Here is an 18,321-nt window from a genome sequence, read left to right on the forward strand (position 1 = left end):
TTGACGCGGTTTTGGAGCGTCGTTTTAATATCTCCATATGACCGCAGTCGTTAATATAGTGGGGAAATGTGCTCTTTGGGCGTTGCTTGTTTTAGGTATGCCGCAGCTTTTCGGTTCGGAGAGCCTGCAACAAATAATAGATTCGGCGGCGGGGCGCGGCGAAAAGCGCGTCGAGCTTTCGGGGCGGTATTTTGTGGAGAAGCCGCTTGTTCTTACGGAAAAACATTCCGGGCTTACGCTCGACGGCGGCGGCAAAACCGTCGTAAGCGGCGGCGCGAAAATCTCGGGCTGGACGCGCGACGGAAAATTCCTGAAAGCGCGGGTTGATGCCGACAAAGTCGAGTCGCTTTTCGTAAACGGTCAGCGCGCAAACCGCGCTGAAACCGCGTTGAAGCACGTCTATGATAGGGGAGATTCGACAATCATCATGCGCAACGAGGATATACTCGAACTCCTCGAACTTCCGCGCGAAAGATATTCCGAAGTGCTCGTCGATTTTTACGCGGCTTGGATAAACGCCCATTGCAGACTTCTCGATATAACGCGCAATCCCGACGGAAAGACGGCTACGCTGAAAGTCCGCAACCCCCTGCCGATTCCGCTTTCCAAGTGGGACAAAAATCCGAGGCTGCGCGTCGGAAACATTTTCGCCGCGCTCGACAAACGGGGCGGATTCTATTTCGACTCCCTCGGCAAAACACTCTGGTACTACCCGCGCGACGGCGAGACGCCCGAAAACATTTCGGCGTATTATCCCGTGGCGACTCGCATTTTGTCGGCTTGCGGGAAGTCGCCCAAGAATCCGCTTTCGGGGCTTGCGATTCGCGGAATCGCTTTCGAGCACTCCGCGCACAATCCGCCCGCAAACTGGCGTCAGAACACGCAGGCTACGGTTTCGCTCGGCGGCGCGCTGTATTTCGACTGCGTCGAAAATTTTAAATTCGAAAACAACACCGTGCGCCACACCAACACCTACGGGCTTGAAGTCGGGCACGGCTCGAAGAACGTCAGGATTTCGCAAAACGAATTTTTCGACAACGGCGCGGGCGGCATAAAAATAGGCGTCGATCCGCGGCGGAAGCTTGCGCACACGCAAAACGTGGAGGTTTCCGACAACATAATATACTCCTACGGACGCCACGACAAAGCGGGTGTCGGCATAATCTACATGGACGCAAGCGACGTGCGGCTTTCCCACAATACGATTTTCGACGGGCACTATTCGGGCATTTCGGGCGGCTGGACATGGGGCTTTGCGCCCACAAACACCCGAAACAACAAAATTTCCGACAATCGCATTTTCGAAATCGGACGCGGTCTGCTTTGCGACATGGGCGGAATCTATACGCTCGGCTCGCACAAAAATTCGTCGATTTCGGGCAACGAAATAAGCGGCGTCTACCCGCACCGCTACGGCGGCTGGGGCATCTACAACGACGAGGGCAGCGCGGATTTCATTGTCGAAAAAAACTACGTCCACAACACGTCGGAGGAGGGCTACCACCAGCATTACGGCAAAAACAACACGGTGCGCAACAACATATTCGCGTACGGCTCGTCGGCGCAAGTCGCGTTGACGAGGCTCGGCGAAAAATATCCCGACGAGCTTGTGTACGAGCGCAATGTGGTCGTCTACCGCCCGCCCGCAGAGCTTTTCCGCAACGGCAAAAACATAATCACGCGCCTGAACGGAAAATTCGCAAGCAACCTTTACTGGAAAACGGACGGCACGCCCGATTTCTTCGGAATGCCGCTCGAAAAATGGCAGTCGAAATACGGTCAGGACAAAGGCTCGATAATCGCAAATCCCGAACTTAAAAACGGCATTCCGCAAAGCGATGTCGTTAAGAAAATCGGCTTCGTCCCATTCGACACTTCGAAAGCGGGAGTGCGCGGAAAAATGAAAGCGCGACTCGCGGAAATCATGCGCACATACGAGATTTCGCCCGTCGAGCAAATCGACGTGCAGCCGCCATTTACGCGCGAATTTTCCGAAGACCTCTCGCAGACTCTCATCGGCTTCAAGCCGACTCTGCCGACGGTTTTCTCGAAAAACAACGGCTTTGACGTCGCTGTCCTCGCCGACGAAAGCGGGCGTTTTGTGCGCTACATAGACTCAATTCAGACTCCGAGCTATCTGCCCAATTCAAACTACAATATCCAGCTTGGGGACGGCGCAACCGCCCTTCTTTCGTTCGAAATCCGCGTGAACAAAACTTCGACATTCTTTGTCGAATGCCGTGGCGACACTGGCTATTCTGGACCGATGTTCTCGGTGAAAAACGGCTCGCTTTCGATAGACGGGCGCACCGTAAAACTTCCGCAAGGCAAGTGGCTTCGCGTAGAAATGACGTTCAGGACGGGCTCGGACAAATCGTATACCGTGAAAGTTTTCGACGGCGCGAAAACGCTCTTCGACGGGCGTATTCCCCAGTACCGCGCAGCCGCGGCAACTACGTTCTCCCAAATCGTGGTTGCGCAGACGTCTGATTCCGACGGCGCGTACTTCGACATTCGCAGGCTTTCTTTCGGCGAATTGAAGGAGTCGGCGAAATAGCGCGACGCAGACGAGCTTAATAGTCTCGGCGTCCCAAGAACCACGCGACAATCATGGCGGAGGTCGTCGTAAAAAGTCCGACGCCCGCGAACATCAGGAAAATCCCCACAATGCGCCCCTCCGTTGTAATCGGGTTCAGCCCGCTTGCGCCGAGGGTGGTTATCGTGTTTGCGCACCACCAGAGCGCGGCGTCGGCGTCGGTAATTTGCGCGTTCGGAACGTTGCGCTCGAACGACAGCACGAGCATTCCGCACACCGCCATGCACGAAAACAGCATGGTTGCGACCGCCGCGAACCCGCTCTCGATTTTGTCCCTGAAAAAATATTCCGAAAGCCTCATCGACGCGCGGACTGCCCTCACCGCCCTTACGATTTTTAGCGCGGCGAAAAGCCGTCCCCAGCGCAGGGGCGCGACGTTGGGTATGCACGAGACAATGTCAATCCAGCCGTATTTCAGGAAGGCGATTCTGTCGGGGGCGGCGAGCCACCTCATGATTGCGTCGGCGAGAAAAAACGCGCACGACACCGTGTCGCCGTAGCGGAGGTATCTTGAAAGCTCCGAATCCTGCGGCGACGCGTATCCGTAGACGAGCGCGAACACCACATACGCCGACAAAAACAGAATCAGCGCGTTCCACGCCCCGCGCGGCTCCCATTTTGCCCGCCTTTCTTCGGCAGTTGTCATGGGTGTTTTATCGGTCTATTCGGCGCAGGCTTAACGCGGACGGGGAGGGCGGCGGAGGGCGTGGGCAAAAAAATCCGCGCGGTTTGAAGCCAGCGCGGAGTTTCGGAATTTGCGTTTTCGGAAAACCCAATCAGCCGAAAATCGCGTTTTGCGCGGCGTAGACCAGAATGCCCGAAATGTAGCCCAAGAACGCCAGAAACGAAATGTTCTTTGCGTACCACATGAACGTGATTTTTTCCAAGCCCATCACGATTACGCCCGCCGCAGAACCTATGATTAGCATGCTTCCGCCGACCCCCGCGCAGTACGCGAGCGTCTGCCAGAAAATGCCGTCCTGCGCAAAGTTCGCAAGGTAGGCGGCGTTTTTGGCGTTCGCGAGTGCGTCGGCGGCCGGAATGGAGTACGCGCCCATTGCGCCCGCAACGAGCGGAACGTTGTCCACAATGGCGGAGAGCATGCCGATAATCGTGTTGATTATGTACGCGTTGCTTACGTTTTTGTCGAGAAATTCGGAGACTGTTTTGAGCACGCCCGCGCTTTGGAGCGCGGCAACCGCCATCAGAATGCCGATGAAAAACAGGATTGTCGTGATGTCGATTCTGCCGATGATGTTTTGTATTCTAAGCTGTTCTGCGGGGGCGATGTTCTTTTTGCCGTTGTAGATTATTTCGACCAGAATCCAGATGAGTCCGAGCGCAAGCAGCACGCCCGCGAATGGCGGAAGCCCCGTGAGCGCCTTGAAAATCGGCACGCAGACGAACGCCGAAATGCCGACAACAAGTATCGCCGTGCGCTCGCGCAGGCTCATCGGCTCGCGCGAGGATTTTTCCGCCGCGGGTTTGGGCTTTTGCGCCGCGCCCGAATCGAGCATTTTCGAAACTATCGCAAGCGGCACGAGCATCGAGGCGAGCGCGGGCAGGAAGAGGTCGCGGAGGAGCGGGGCGGTGGTGACGTTTTCGGCAATCCAGAGCATGATTGTCGTGACGTCGCCCGTGGGAGTCCACGCGCCGCCGCTGTTTGCCGCGATTATCACAACGCTCGCAAAAAGCCACCTTTCCCTTTTGTCGCCGACGAGCTTTCTGAGCAGCATTGTCATTACGATTGCGGTCGTGAGGTTGTCGAGCACCGCCGACATGAAGAAGGTCATGAAAGCCAAAATCCAGAGGAGTCTGCGCTTGTTTGAAGTCGTGATTCTGTCGGTTATAACCGAGAATCCGCCGTGGACGTCGATAAGCTCGACAATCGTCATTGCGCCCATGAGGTAGAGGATAATCTGCGTGTAGTCGCCGAGGTACTCGACAATCTGGTAGTTGGCGACGAACTTCACCGCTTGTTTCGCCCTGCTGAGCGCGGAGAATTCGGGGTTCTCCGCGAGGAAGTGCTCGAAATTTTCGAGGTTTTCGCCGATGATTACGCCCGATCCACTGAACATGTACAAAATCCAGAGAGTCATGCCCAATAGAATTGCCGTTGCCGCCTTGTTAATCCCGATGTCGTGCTCTACCGCAATGCAGACGTATCCCACGACGAATGCTATAACCATCAAACTTACCATAAAAATTTCTTCTCAAACACATGGGTTTATTTGAGTTGATTTTCGAGTCAACATTATAAGTTTAATTTTTGAATTTGTGTTGACATGGCGTGCTTGTTTTTGTAGGTTTTTCTGTTGACATGAGAACATTGCTTATCGCATTGTGTGGCGTAGCCGTTTCGGGAATGGCGTTCGGAAACACGGGGAAATCCCTGTCCGAAATTCTCGAAAACGCGGCGGCGTCGGGGGAAAAATACATTAAATTGGAGGGCGAATTCCGCTTGGACAGACCCGTTAAAATCGGTTCGTCGCTCGGCGGCGCGACAATCGACGGCGGCGGCAAAACCGTCGTAAGCGGCGGAGAGCTTCTCACGGGCTGGGTTCGCGACGGCAAATTCCTGAAAACGAAAGCCGAAAATGTCGAGGCTCTCTTCGTCAACGGAGTCCGCGCAAACGCGGCGCAGGACGGCTTTTGCTTTTTTAATTCGCAGTACGGAAGAAACTCGTTCGTGGTGCGCAATGCCGACATCAAATCGCTCGACGGCGTGCCGCAAAACAAAATTTCGAACTCGTATCTCGACCTCTATTCGGTCTGGATGAACGCGCGCTGCAAAATTCTGCGCCTCGAAAGAAACCCCGACGGCTTGACCACTACGGTGTTCGTGGAAAATCCGTTTGCGGCGTCGTTTACGACGAACGACCTCCCGCCGGTCGAGCACAAATATTCGATGAATTTCATTCTCAGCAAGTGGGACAAAAACATGCGTTTCAGAGTGTCCAACGCTTTTGCCGCGCTCGACGAGGAGGGCGAATTCTATTTCGACGCCGCCGACAAAACCCTCTGGTATTACCCGCGCAATGGCGAGACGCCCGAAAATATCCGCGCGGTTTCCCCCAAGCTTTCGCGGCTTTTCGACATTTCGGGGGAATCGGCGGAAAAGCCCGTCAGAAACCTTACAATCAAGGGCATTACTTTCGAGCACTGCGGGCATTTCCCGACTCCCGACTGGCGGCAGTCGCCGCAGGCGGCGTTCTCGGTGCGCGGCGCGGTATTCGTGCAAAACGCCGAAAACTTCGCCTTCCTCAACAACACAGTGCGCTACACAAACAACTACGGCTTGGAGCTTAAAAACGGCGTAAACGGCGCAATAGTTGAGGGCAACGAATTTTTCGACAACGGCTGCGGCGGCGTGAGAATAGGCGACGCTCCGAATCCGAAACTTTCCAAAAACGACATCTCGCGCAACATAGCCGTGCGCGACAACATCATCTACCGCTACGGACGCTACGACAAGGCGGGCGTTGGCGTCCTCTACCTAGACGTCCACGACATCTCCGTGGAGCACAACACGATTTTCGACGGCTTCTACACAGGCGTTTCTGGCGGCTGGACATGGGGCTTTGCCCCCGCTAACACGGGCAACAACCGCATTGTTGGCAACCGCATTTTCAACATCGGCTTCGGCGTGCTCTGCGACATGGGCGGCATCTACACGCTCGGCGAGCACTTGGGCTCGGTCATCAGCGGCAACCACATCAACGGCGTCTACCGCCACCGCTACGGCGGCTGGGGCATCTACAACGACGAGGGCAGCCGCGGATTCGTCGTCGAAAACAACTATGTGCACGACGTCGCCGAGGACAGCTACCACCAGCACTACGGCAAAAACAACACGGTTCGCAACAACGTATTTGTCTGCGGCGGAACTTCGCAAATCGCCCTCAGCAGGCTCGGCGAAAAATACCCCGACGAGCTTGTGTTCGAGCGCAACGTGGTGGTCTACCGCTCGCCCTCCGAGGTTTTCCGCAACGCCAAAAAGGTTATCACGCGCCTGAACGGAAAATTCGCAAGCAACCTCTACTGGAAAGAGGACGGCACGCCCGACTTCTTCGGAATGCCGCTCGAAAAATGGCAGTCGGAATACGGTCAGGACAAAGGCTCGATAATCGCCAATCCGAAGCTGAAAAACGGCATTCCGCAAAGCGATGTCGTGAAAAAAATCGGCTTCGTCCCGTTCGACACGTCCGACGCCGGCGCGCGCGGCGGCATGAAAAAACGCGCCGCCGAAATCCTCGACGGCTACGAATTTCCGCCCGTCCTCAACCTGCCGAAAACCCCGCTCTGGACAAAGGCGTTCTTAGAAGACTTCGGCGACGTCGAAGTCGGCGAACCCCCCTTGAAGGGCAGGATTTTCACGCAGGACGCCGATATTCGCGTTATGTCGGACTCCACAGGACGCTTCGCCCGCTACACCGACAAGGCGCGGTCTGACGGCAAAAATTTCCTTCCGTACATGCTGTATTCGGCAAGCCTCGCAAAGGCGGACACCGGTGCGCTTTCGTTCGAAATCCGCGTGAACAAAACTTCCACGTTCTCCGTGGAACTCAGAGGCAATACGGGCTTTGAAGGCCCTGCGTTCAAGGTATCCAACGGCAAGCTGAAAACCCCGAACGGGCTGCTCGACATTCCGCAGGGCAAGTGGCTGAAAGCGGAAATGGCGTTCAAGTTGGGTGCGGACAAATCGTACACGGTGTCTTTGCTTGACGGCGGCAAAAAGCTCTACGAGGCGAAGATTCCCGAATACAAAGCTGAGGCAATGTCGAGCTTCGGCGATATCTTGGTTATGCAAACATCGAACCGCGACGGCGACACGTTCGATATTCGCAACATCGCATTCAAGCCGAAAAGTCGATAGAGTGCAAAGTTTGCGCATTTTTGTCAAACCCGCGCGGAGTTTTGCCTTGCGCGGGGTTTTTTTCGGCTTATGATTTTCGGACATATGGAAAAAATCGACAGACGTAGTTTTATTTCAATGGTTTCGCGCTCGGCGGTTGCGGCGGGCGCGGTGCCAGCAATCCTCGCGGGCTGCGGACGAAAAAAGCCCGCATTTAAATTCAGCGCGTGCGACTGGACTTTGCACGCTTCGCACAGACCCAAGGCGTTCGAAACCGCCAAGTCAATCGGCTTGGACGGCGTTCAGGTCTCCGCGCCGTTTGCGCCAGCAAAGTTTTCCTCTCCGCAGAATATTGCGGCGTTCAAGGCGGCAATGGCGGCGACGGGCTTGCAGTGCTCCGGCACTGCCGCAATGCTCAACAACGCGCCATTTGTTTCGGCCGACGGCGCGGTCGAGTACACGATAGGCGCGGTGGAGGCCGCCGCCGCGCTCGGCGCGTCAGACGTGCTCGTTCCGTTCTACGGCAAGGCGAACATGCAGGGGAGCGACAAGCGCATTCGGGAGGAGCTTTTCAAGCCGCTCGTCGAAAGGTTGAAAGCGGTTGCGCCCGTCGCCGAAAAGCTCGGCGTAAACCTCAGCCTTGAAAATTCGCTTTGTGCCGACGACGACATTCGCATAATCGAGGCTGTCGGAAGCCCCGCGGTCAAAGTGTATTTCGACATTTTCAACTTCCAGTACTACGGTTTCGAGACCGTCCCAGAAATGAGGAAACTCAAAGGTCTGATTGGGCAAATCCACCTGAAAGACAAGGGCCACAGGCTCGATTCCGGTTCGGGCTGCCCGCGCGACATGCGCGCGTGCCTCGACGCTATTCTCGAAGTCGGCTACGACGGCTGGCTTGTGTTTGAGCTTCACGGGCACAACCCCCAAAGGGACGGCGCAATGGAGGACGTTCTCAAACACAACTTGGACTTTGTAAAAAAATACTACGCGTAAAAAAAGCGCGCGGAATTTTGCCTACTGCGCGAAGATTTTGCGCGTAGCATTTATCCGACAACGCGGGGATTTTTTGCAAGTCGGCACAAAAAAACGGGTCGTACGACCCGTTTTTTGTTTTTTTATGCCCCTCAATGCGCTGGGCTTTAAGTTGCTAAATTAGCTTGTAGTCTGTCGGGTTCGGGACGGGTTGGAGGGCGACCTTTCCGTCGAGCGAAAGGTTCTTGGGCATGTAGTCGAGCTTCGACTTTTCGAGCACCCAGCGGCATTTGAGCCTCTTGCCCGCGTATGCCGATTCTCTTCCCGCGACTGCCGCGTAGCAGCTGTCGGCGCAGGTCTTCATCGTGTTTATCGGCTTGCCGTTGCGGATTGCGCCGAGCAAAACTTCGTGCTCGCAGACAAGCGCCTGCTTTTTTGCGTGCTCCGAAACCCACGGCTTTTCGCCCGTAATGCGCTGTTTGCCGAACGACATTTCGAGAACGCCTTTCGTGCCGATTACCTTGAACGTCGCGTAGGGGGTTGTGTTCGGCTCCTGTCGGCACGCGGCGGTGAGTGTTGTGCCGTTTGCAAATTCGTACTGGACGTGCGTGTTCGACTGCCTGTCGCCCTGTCTGCCCCATTCGAGGTTCGCCTGTCTGCCGCCGGAGCCTACCGCCTCAACCGGCAGCTGCCCGAACGCCCAGAGAGCCATGTCGAGGTTGTGTACGTACTGCTCGACGAACTGGTCGCCCGAAGTCCAGCTGAACGCGAGCCATTTGCGCAGCTGGTATTCGGCGTCGTCGGGTTGGAGGTTCGCGGCGGGCGCATCGAGCGACGCGCGTTCGAGGTAGCCGATTTCGTAGCGCAGAAAAACTCCCGCCACGATGTCGCCAATCTGACCGTCCCTGACGCGTTCGACGCCCTCGGCAATCGCGGAGTGGTAGCGCATTTGCGTTCCGCAAATTACGGTAAGCCCCGCCTTGTCGGCAAGGGGAATAAGCTCGTTGTAGATTTTTCGAAGTCCAACGGCGTCTATGGCAATCGGCTTTTCGGCGAAAACGTTTTTGCCTGCTTTGAGGCACTTTTCGATGTGATATGGGCGGAAGACGGGCGGTGTCGTGAGCATTATGACGTCGGCGTCGGTCTGCACGATTTTGTCGATTGCGTCAAGCCCTACGAATGTGGTGTCGGGGCTTACTTTCCAAACGTCCTTTTTGCCGAATTTATTTTCGGCGTATGCCGCTATTCTTTTGCCCGCGCGTTCGATTTGCTTGGGGAAGATGTCGCCCGCGGCGACAAATTCTATGTTTTGGTCGGCGGAGAGCATGTTTTCCATTGCGCCGCGCCCGCGCCCGCCGCATCCGAGTATTGCGACCTTGATTTTGTCCGAGCCTTTTGCCGCTCCAAACGAGAACTTCGGCAGCAGCGCAGAGCCCAAGCCCGCGACGCCAGCGGTTTTTATAAACGATTTTCTATTTATCATATATTTTTCCATTTTTATCATATATTTTTCCATTTTTTCCTCTTTATTGTTAAATTAGCTTGTAGTCTGTCGGGTTCGGGACGGGTTGGAGGGCGACCTTCCCGCCGAGCGAAAGGTTCTTGGGCATGTAGTCGAGCTTCGACTTTTCGAGCACCCAGCGGCATTTGAGCCTCTTGCCCGCGTAAGCCGATTCTCTTCCCGCGACTGCCGCGTAGCAGCTGTCGGCGCAGGTCTTCATCGTGTTTATCGGCTTGCCGTTGCGGATTGCGCCGAGCAAAACTTCGTGCTCGCAAACTATTGCGTCTTTCGGCGCGTGCTCCGAAACCCACGGCTTTTCGCCCGTGATGCGCTGTCTGCCGAACGACATTTCGAGAATGCCTTTTGTGCCGATTACCCTGCACGGCATGTAGGGCGTTGTGTTCGGTTCCTGCCGACACGCGGCGGTGAGGGTTGCGCCGTTTGCAAATTCGTACTGGACGTGCGTGTTCGAGTGCCTGTCGCCGAATTTTCCCCATTCGAGGTTTGCCTGCCTGCTGCCGGAGCCTACCGCCTCAATCGGGAACTGCCCGAACGCCCAGAGAGCCATGTCGAGGTTGTGGACAAAAAGCTCCACAAAGTGGTCGCCCGAAGTCCAGCGGAAGCCGAGCCAGTTGCGCAGCTGGTATTCGGCGTCGTCGGGTTGGAGGCTTTCGGCGGGCGCGTCGAGCGTCTGCCGCATGAGGTACAGCGGCACATAGCGCAGGAAAACCCCGCCCACAACGTCGCCAATCTGACCGTCCCTGACGCGTTCGACGCCCTCGGCAATCGCGGAGTGGTAGCGCATTTGCGTTCCGCAAATTACGGTAAGCCCCGCCTTGTCGGCAAGGGGAATAAGCTCGTTGTAGATTTTTCGAAGTCCAACGGCGTCTATGGCAATCGGCTTTTCGGCGAAAACGTTTTTGCCTGCTTTGAGGCACTTTTCGATGTGGCAGGGGCGGAAGACGGGGGAAGTCGCCAAAACAACGACGTCGGCGTCGGTCTGCACGATTTTGTCGATAGCGTCAAGCCCGACGAACGACGTTTCGGGGCTTACCCTCCACGCGTCCTTTTTTCCGAGCGTTTTGAGGGCGAAGTTTTTCACCTTTTCCGCCGTCTTTTCAATCTGCTTTGGGAAGGCGTCGCCCGCGGCGACGAATTCTATGTTGGGGTCAGCCGCGAGCATGTTGCAGAGGGCGTCGCTTCCGCGTCCGCCGCAGCCGACGATTGCCACTTTGATTTTGTCGGCGTTTTTAGCCTCCGCGCGTTTTTTGAATGTCTCCGTCATATATAGTGTTGTTTATTTGATAGGGTAAATTCCACCGTGTGCAAACGTTATTTGCGGGCGTTTTTGCAGAGGGTTTTTCTTTTTTTGCACTATTTTGACTTCTGGCGGATTTTGATATTTGCCTTGCCTTTCGACTCGGATTTTGCGAAAAACTCTTCCGATGGAATCAACCGAATTCAAATATCCGCGCTCGCTCGTGGGGCGCGCCTTGTTTTACGTGCTTGCGGCAGTTCCCGCAATCCAGATTGCGTTTGTTGCGGTTCTGATATTTTTGCACACGGCGGCGAGGGCGGGGTACAGGCTCTACCAGTACGGAGCGGCGGAGCGCGGCAAGCCGCGCGGCGAGATTTTTGCGAGCTTCGACGACCGCGTTTTGCACGAAATTTCGGGTCTGTTTTTTACAATACTTTCCGACGTTCTGATTTTTGTAAACGTGTATTTCGACGCGGTGTTTTCCGTCTGCGCTTTCGGAATCCTCTGCTGGCTTGCGGTGCGCTTCCGCAAAAACGGCGCGTTCGGCGCCCGCGACTGGTTTCGGGTGTGCGTGTGGTCGGCGGGGCTGTTCTCGTTCTTTTCGGTCGCGACGGGCTGGCTTTCGGTCGCGTTCGGGTATTCCGAATTTTCGCTCCACCTCGACGCCGTAGTGCCCGCGGAGCGGCTTGCGAAATTTGCGCTGTTCTTCCTTGCGGCGCGGCATGTTTTTCTGAAAGTTCCGTTTGCGGAGGATTCGTCGTGGAAAAACGAACTTTCCGCCCGCGAATTTTTTGTAGGTAGCCTGAAATTTTTTGCATCGCTCCCCCGAAAAATCGGGCGCGTAAATACGTTCTACATAGCCGCCGCCCTGCTTGCGCTCGAATGGGTCAAGATTTATTTACAGCGCATTTGAATTTTGTGCGGCGCGTTTTTTCCGATTGGCATATTTGAATATTATGTTGACTCTTCCGAATTTTGGCGGATTCTTGTACCCTTTTTAATGCCGCATTGTTCCGTGAACACGCGGCGGAAAGAGCATTTATGAAGAAAGCATTGATAATTACCCTGTCGGCGCTCGCCCTTTGCGCGTGCGAAAAAAAGGAAGTAAAAAAGCAGTCGATTCCCCCGACTCCCGCGGTTCTCGTCAAGGCGGAGGGACGCCAAGTGCCGGCGTACATCTCGACTCTCGGCACGACAGCTTCGCGCAGCAGCGTAAACGTGGTGGCGCAGGTTTCGGGGCAGATTTCCGAAATCAGGTTCAAGCAGGGCGACCTTGTGAAAAAGGGCGACATTCTCGCGGTGATAGACAAGCGTCCGTTTGCCGCCGCCGTCAAACAGGCGGAGGGCAACCTTGCGCAGGCGAAAGCCCAGCTTAAAATAGACCAATTACAGGTGGAGCGCAACCGCACCCTCGCAAAGGACAACTATGTAGACAAGCAGACTTTCGACACCCTCGTCGCGAAAGTCGAAGTAGACAAGGGGCAGGTAGAGGCATGCGAGGCGGCTCTCGAAACCGCGAAAATCAACCTCGGCTGGTGCGACGTCGCCGCTCCCACGGACGGCAAGGCGGGGCTTTTCAACATCGACGCGGGCAACGTCGTTGCGGCCGGCTCTTCGATTATCACGACAATCGAAAAGGTGGACGAGCTTTTTGTGGACTTCGTCATTCCCTCGCAACGCCTCCACGAAGTGCGCAAGCTCATGGCGGCGTCTGGCGGCAAGCTCGGCATTACGGTTTCCTTTATAGAGGACGACAAGGCGAACCTCTCGCGCAAGGCGGAGGTCAACGTGGTGCTCAACAAAATGCGCTACGAAACGGGCACGGCAATTCTGCGCGGTACGCTCCCCAACGCCGACGGGCTTTTCTGGCCGAACCAGTCGGTCAGGGTGCTGTTCGACTTGGAGAAATCCGACGGCGTGCTTGTCCCAGACATATGCGTGCAGACAAACAAGCTCGGCGCGTACGTCTATGTTGCGACTCCCTACAAGGGCGGCGTCTACATCGTCAAGCTCGTTCAGGTCGAAAAGGGACAGCTTTACGACAACAAGACTTTGAGGCTCGTAAAGGGCGTGAAGGCGGGCGATTTGGTTGTGCGGGAAGTCAGCCAGCTCAGGCTTCAGGCGGGGCCTTTTGTTTATAACGCAACTCCCGACGGCGTCGTAATCGGCGCGGACGGCAAGCCGCTCACGACGCCCGAAGCCGTCGGCAAATTCATGGCGGAATCGGCGCAGATTGCCGACGCTCTCAGAGCCGAAATGATGAAGGCCGCCGCAAAACAACAGGGCAAATAATCGGGAGATTTTCGACATGTCCGACGACACAACCCCCCACGCGACGAAATCGGGCGGCAAATCGATTTCCGACCTCTTCATAAACCGTCCGGTCATGACGGTTTTGCTTTCCGTTGCCGCCGCGTTCTTCGGCATATTCTGCTACAAGCAGATGCCCGTAAACGCGCTCCCCGGCGTGGACTACCCCGTAATTCAGGTAAGCGTCAGCTACCCCGGCGCGGATCCGACCATTATGGGCGCGAACATCGCCTCTCCGCTCGAACAGCAGTTCATGCAGATTCCGGGCATCGAGATGATTACCAGCCGCAACAGCATGGGCTCTACGAGCATAGTGCTGCAATTTGCGCTCAGCAAAAACATCGACGCCGCGGCGACCGACGTGCAGAGCGCAATCCAGCGCGCAATGGGCAACCTCCCCGCCGACCTGCCGTCGCCGCCTTCGTTCACGAAGGACAATCCCAACGACATGCCCATTTACATCATCTCCGTCACAAGCGACGGCATGACAGCGGGCGAAATGTACGACTACGCGTATTCGCAGGTCGCGCAGCAGCTCAACATGGTCGAGGGCGTGTCGAAAGTCGATATTTACGCCGCCCCCCGCGCCGTGAGAATTGAGGTAGACGCAAAGAAGCTCTACAATCTTGGCTACACGATGTCGGACCTCTCCGCCGCGCTTTCGCGCTCGACGAACATGATTGGCGCGGGCAACATCAACGGCCCGACGACCCAGTACGTCCTCTTCCCCGATACCCAGCTTTCGACCGCCGCGGACTACGAATCGCTTGTGGTAGGCTTCAAGGACGGCTCGCCGATTTACCTGCGCGACATCGCCAAGGCTCTTGATTCAATCCAGTTCGACACGCTCAACATTTCGTTCTTCAACCGCGCCGCCCCCGCGACCTCCGCTACGGACTCAATCGCAATGGGCATCAGAAAACGCGCCGACGGCAACGCCGTGACCACCGTTGCGGGCATCAAAAAGATGATGGAAAAGTTCAAGACCGAACTTCCCGAATCAATCAAGCTCTACGAATTCTACGACGGCTCCAAGCTCATTATCGACAACATCAACGACGTAAAGGAAACGCTGATGATTGCGTTCGTGCTCGTAGTGTTCGTCATCTTCATGTTCCTCGGACGCTTCCGCGACACGCTCATTCCGACCGTCGCCCTGCCGTTCTCGATTCTGCTTACGTTCATTTTCATGTACGCTTTCGGGTTCTCTATAAACAACCTTTCGCTTATGGGAATTACGATGGCAATCGGCTTCCTTGTGGACGACGCTATCGTGTTTCTCGAAAACACCGTCCGCAGAATGGAAGACTTCGGCGAAACGCCGAGGGTTGCGACATTCAAATCGGCTTCGGAAATTTCGTTCACAATTCTCAGTATGACGCTTTCGCTGGCGGCGGTATTCATTCCGCTTGCGTTCATGAGCGGAATCATGGGGCGCGTCTTCAAGGAATTTTCGGTAACGATTATCGTGGCGACGCTCATGTCGGGCGTGGTGAGCCTTACGCTTACGCCGATGCTGTGCTCGCGCGTGCTCCAAAAACGCACAAAAGACTACTCCGACAAAACTCCCGTCGAGCGCGTGGCGCACAAGTTGGAGGCGGCGTTCCTGCGCTTCTATTCGCCGTCGCTCTCGTGGATGTTGCGCCAGAACGTGCTGACGCTCGCCATTATGGGCGCGTGTCTCTACGGCGTGTTCTACTTTGCCTCCGCGCTTCCGCAGATTTTCTTCCCCACGGGCGACAGCGGCTTCATGCAGGGCGTGTTCATCATGAACACAAAGACTTCGCCGAAGGAAATCGGCAAAATGCAGGATAGGATTTCCGGCATAGTTTCGTCGAATCCCGCGGTCAAGAATTTCGTCATGGTTTCGGGCGTCTCGGCGTTCATCAACCAGAACATGGGCTTCGGCTACATAGTTTTGGAGGACAAAGACAAACGCAAGCCGATTGCGGAGGTAGCCGACGAAATCAACGGGCGCATCGCAATGCTCCCTGGGGTTGTTTCGGCGTTCGCTCCCGAACCCACGCTCAACATTTCGACGGGCGCAACAAGCACACAGCAGGGCAAATACGCGTACGCAATAACCTCGATGAATCAGGAGAAACTCTACGCCGCCGCGGAGAATTTCGAGAAATTCCTGTCGTCGAAGCGCGGCGCGTTCTTCTCGAACATTCAGAAGGACTTGTACTTGGACAACCCGCAAATCACCCTCAAACCCTACCGCGACAAGGCGGCGATGGTGGGCTTGTCGGTAAATTCGTACTCGGAAGTGTTCAGGCAGTCTTTCGCAAAGTCGTTCTTCTACCTGATTAAATCGCCGTTCCAGCAGTATTGGTCAATCATGCAGGACACCCTCGCCGACGACGGTTTTCAGGACAGCCTCGACGACCTGAACTTCTCGATAGACCAGTACCTTACGGGCGGCTATCCCGTAAAGACGCTCACCGGCGGCGGCGAAGAGCCGAACCCCGCCTACACGCTCTCGAACCTCATTCCCTTCGGCGCGGTTTCCACGAGCGAGCTTATCCTTGCGCCGATTGCAATCAACCACCTCAACAACTTCCCGTCGGTAACATTCTTCTTCGACCTCGCTGACGGCGTCGCAATCGGCGACGTCGTGAACTGGGTGAACGCCGAAGCCCCGAAAATTCTGCCCGACGGCGTGAACGGCATGTTCATCGGCGAGGCGGTTACATTCCAGCAGACAATGCGCAGCCTCATGGTTCTCATCGGGGTGGCGGTGTTCGTGATGTACGTCATCTTGGGCATTCTCTACGAGAGCTACGTCCACCCGTGGACGGTGCTTTCCGCGCTCCCGATTGCGGTCGTGGGCGGCTTGGCGAGCCTCTGGCTGTTCGATATGGAGCTTTCGATTTACTCGGCAATCGGCATTTTCATGCTCATGGGCATTGTAAAGAAAAACGGCATCATGATGATCGACTTTGCAATCATGCGCGAGGCAGGCGGCATGAGCCCGCGCGACGCAGTCCACGAGGCATGCATGGAACGCTTCCGCCCGATTATCATGACGTCGTTCGCGGCGCTCATGGGCATGCTCCCGATTGCGCTCGGCTGGGGCAAGGCGGACTCCGAAAGCCGCATTCCGCTCGGAGTTGTAGTGGTCGGCGGGCTGATATTCTCGCAGCTGATTACCCTCTATGTAACCCCCGTTATCTACCTGTGGTTCGACAAGTTCCAGCGCGGCGTTCTCGATAAAATTCCGTTCTTCGCTCGCGGACACATCTCATATTCAAACGAGGACTGATTTTATGAAAAACAGAATTCTGGCATTTTCCGCAGTCTCTGCCGCGGCTTTCGCGTGCGGTTGCGTGAATGTTGACAGGGAGGTCGCCGAAACGCCGTCCGTCTATTGGAAAGCTCCGAAAGACGCAATGCCTTCCGAATACTACAAGCCGTCGCAGATAAAAACCGACAAAATAGAGAAGTCGGAAGACGCTACCGAAAAGGCGCAAAAGGGCGGGGAGGCGGCGTCGGACGGCGCGCAAAAAGCCGCGCCGCGCAACCTTACGCCCTCCGAAAAACTGCTTGCCGGCGGCGAACTTACGCTTCCCGAACTCATCGACATCGCCCTCGAAAACAACCCCACAACCCGCATGTATTGGTTTCAGGCAAAGCAGTACGCGGCGGCGCAGGGCAAGGCGGAGGCGTCGTACTACCCGCAGGTTTCGGTCGGGGCGCAGGTCTACCGCGACAAAACAAAGACGAGCGCGGCAAGCCTCGTGCCCGTCGGCGCGTACTACGAAACCGCCTACGGGCCGTCGGCGCAGATAAGCTGGCTGCTGTTCGACTTCGGCAAGCGCGAGGCGCAGGTCGAATCCGCCCGCGAGGCTCTACGCGCGGCGAACTTCGAATACAATCAGGCTTTGCAGGACGTGTTCCTTAACGTAAACGTGGCGTTCTTCCGGTACTACGCGGCTTTGGGAAGCGTCAAGGCGGCGCAGCTCGACGTGGAGGACTCCAAAACTTCGTACGAATCGGCAGACCGCAAACTGCGCGACGGCGTCGGCAACAAGCAGGACATGCTGAACGCGCTGGCGTCGCTTAGAACCGCAGAGTTCACGCTCGAAAGCAAAAAGTCAGACGTGGAGACCGCCCGCGCAAACCTCGCAAACGCAATGGGCGTCAACGCCGCCGACCTCCGCAACATTTCGGAGAACGTCAATATTCCCACGGCGTCGGAAAAGAGGATAGACGAGCTTGTCGCGCAGGCGATGAGGTCGAGGCAGTCGCTGCTGGCGGGCTACGCCAAGTTGCGCAAAACGCAAAGCGACGTCAAAACCGCCAAGCGCGACTTCCTTCCCCAACTGAACGCGCAGGGCAGCGCGTCGTACATGTGGTACACCGAGACCCCGCGCGAGGACGCCTACCAGTACCAGTTCGGGCTTGCCGCAAGCTGGAGCATTTTCGAGGGCTTTGCCCGCAAATACGAGCTTATCGGCGCAAAGGCCGCCGAACGCGCTCAGGCGCAACAGCTTAAAGCGGAGGAAATTTCGATTATCTCCGACATCTGGGCGTACTACCACGTCTACCAAAGCTCGCTCAAACAGATTGCAAGCTCGGAGGCGAGCGTGGAGGCGGCGTCGGAGGCGTACGAGGCTACGAAAATCGGCTTTGCAAACGGTGTAAATTCAATCACCGACCTGCTGAACGCGCAGACCCGTCTGGCGTCGGCAAGACAGTCGAACGTCAACGCGCGGTCGTCGCTTGCGATTGCCGTCGCAAGGCTCTCGCACGCGGTCGGAGCGGTTTCGGCAAACGGAATTTAGCTTCGCGGGCTTCCGCAAAGCCGAGCGGGGGGCGGTTCG

At 56.2% G+C, this 18,321-nt stretch carries 11 protein-coding genes; 7 read left to right on the top strand and 4 right to left on the bottom strand.

Annotated features, from left to right (window positions below; all coding sequences use genetic code 11):
* Positions 1-97 precede the first annotated feature (97 nt).
* Complete coding sequence (locus tag P3B99_009225; protein ID WYJ07377.1) at positions 98-2,557, top strand: right-handed parallel beta-helix repeat-containing protein; 2,460 nt, start codon at positions 98-100, stop codon at positions 2,555-2,557.
* 16 nt (positions 2,558-2,573) lie between these two features.
* Here the strand turns inward: P3B99_009225 and P3B99_009230 are convergent, their stop codons facing one another.
* On the bottom strand, positions 2,574-3,242 hold the full coding sequence (locus tag P3B99_009230; GenBank protein ID WYJ07378.1) for a potassium channel family protein: 669 nt from the start codon (positions 3,240-3,242) through the stop codon (positions 2,574-2,576).
* Between the two features lie 130 nt (positions 3,243-3,372).
* Positions 3,373-4,797: a sodium:proton antiporter NhaD gene (gene nhaD / locus P3B99_009235; protein ID WYJ07379.1), complete on the bottom strand. Its 1,425-nt coding sequence runs from the start codon at positions 4,795-4,797 to the stop codon at positions 3,373-3,375.
* A gap of 119 nt (positions 4,798-4,916) precedes the next feature.
* On the opposite strand from nhaD, the gene P3B99_009240 reads away from it, so the two are divergent.
* Together P3B99_009240 and P3B99_009245 are read left to right on the top strand one after the other, a co-directional pair.
* Positions 4,917-7,472: a right-handed parallel beta-helix repeat-containing protein gene (locus P3B99_009240; GenBank protein ID WYJ07380.1), complete on the top strand. Its 2,556-nt coding sequence runs from the start codon at positions 4,917-4,919 to the stop codon at positions 7,470-7,472.
* Positions 7,473-7,556: 84 nt separating this feature from the next.
* Entirely contained in the window at positions 7,557-8,447 is an 891-nt protein-coding gene (locus P3B99_009245; GenBank protein WYJ07381.1) for a sugar phosphate isomerase/epimerase family protein, read from the top strand.
* A gap of 154 nt (positions 8,448-8,601) precedes the next feature.
* On the opposite strand, the gene P3B99_009250 is transcribed toward P3B99_009245, so the two are convergent.
* Positions 8,602-9,909, bottom strand: a complete 1,308-nt coding sequence (locus tag P3B99_009250) for a Gfo/Idh/MocA family oxidoreductase (GenBank protein ID WYJ07382.1) — start codon at positions 9,907-9,909, stop codon at positions 8,602-8,604.
* 49 nt (positions 9,910-9,958) lie between these two features.
* The gene (locus P3B99_009255) at positions 9,959-11,212 is read right to left on the bottom strand and encodes a Gfo/Idh/MocA family oxidoreductase (GenBank protein WYJ07383.1); all 1,254 of its coding nucleotides are present in this window, start codon (positions 11,210-11,212) and stop codon (positions 9,959-9,961) included.
* 160 nt (positions 11,213-11,372) lie between these two features.
* On the opposite strand from P3B99_009255, the gene P3B99_009260 reads away from it, so the two are divergent.
* From P3B99_009260 to P3B99_009275, 4 genes are all read left to right on the top strand, one after another.
* Positions 11,373-12,098 carry a hypothetical protein gene (locus P3B99_009260; GenBank protein WYJ07384.1) on the top strand — a complete coding sequence of 242 codons (726 nt, stop codon included), beginning with the start codon at positions 11,373-11,375 and terminating at the stop codon, positions 12,096-12,098.
* Positions 12,099-12,226: 128 nt separating this feature from the next.
* On the top strand, positions 12,227-13,477 hold the full coding sequence (locus P3B99_009265; protein WYJ07385.1) for an efflux RND transporter periplasmic adaptor subunit: 1,251 nt from the start codon (positions 12,227-12,229) through the stop codon (positions 13,475-13,477).
* A gap of 16 nt (positions 13,478-13,493) precedes the next feature.
* Positions 13,494-16,760 (top strand): efflux RND transporter permease subunit, encoded by a 3,267-nt coding sequence (locus P3B99_009270; protein ID WYJ07386.1) that lies wholly within the window; start codon positions 13,494-13,496, stop codon positions 16,758-16,760.
* A 4-nt stretch (positions 16,761-16,764) separates the two neighbouring features.
* Complete coding sequence (locus tag P3B99_009275) at positions 16,765-18,282, top strand: TolC family protein (GenBank protein WYJ07387.1); 1,518 nt, start codon at positions 16,765-16,767, stop codon at positions 18,280-18,282.
* Positions 18,283-18,321 lie beyond the last annotated feature (39 nt).

The sequence above is a fragment of the Opitutia bacterium KCR 482 genome, assembly GCA_029269845.2.
GTDB lineage: Bacteria > Verrucomicrobiota > Verrucomicrobiia > Opitutales > Intestinicryptomonadaceae > Merdousia.

Bases quoted from the DNA above. Each gene is read 5' to 3' on its own strand.
- P3B99_009225 (WYJ07377.1), top strand. From the start codon at position 98: ATGCCGCAGCTTTTCGGTTCGGAGAGCCTGCAACAAATAATAGATTCG.
- P3B99_009230 (WYJ07378.1), bottom strand. From the start codon at position 3,242: ATGACAACTGCCGAAGAAAGGCGGGCAAAATGGGAGCCGCGCGGGGCG.
- nhaD (WYJ07379.1), bottom strand. From the start codon at position 4,797: ATGGTAAGTTTGATGGTTATAGCATTCGTCGTGGGATACGTCTGCATT.
- P3B99_009240 (WYJ07380.1), top strand. From the start codon at position 4,917: ATGAGAACATTGCTTATCGCATTGTGTGGCGTAGCCGTTTCGGGAATG.
- P3B99_009245 (WYJ07381.1), top strand. From the start codon at position 7,557: ATGGAAAAAATCGACAGACGTAGTTTTATTTCAATGGTTTCGCGCTCG.
- P3B99_009250 (WYJ07382.1), bottom strand. From the start codon at position 9,909: ATGATAAATAGAAAATCGTTTATAAAAACCGCTGGCGTCGCGGGCTTG.
- P3B99_009255 (WYJ07383.1), bottom strand. From the start codon at position 11,212: ATGACGGAGACATTCAAAAAACGCGCGGAGGCTAAAAACGCCGACAAA.
- P3B99_009260 (WYJ07384.1), top strand. From the start codon at position 11,373: ATGGAATCAACCGAATTCAAATATCCGCGCTCGCTCGTGGGGCGCGCC.
- P3B99_009265 (WYJ07385.1), top strand. From the start codon at position 12,227: ATGAAGAAAGCATTGATAATTACCCTGTCGGCGCTCGCCCTTTGCGCG.
- P3B99_009270 (WYJ07386.1), top strand. From the start codon at position 13,494: ATGTCCGACGACACAACCCCCCACGCGACGAAATCGGGCGGCAAATCG.
- P3B99_009275 (WYJ07387.1), top strand. From the start codon at position 16,765: ATGAAAAACAGAATTCTGGCATTTTCCGCAGTCTCTGCCGCGGCTTTC.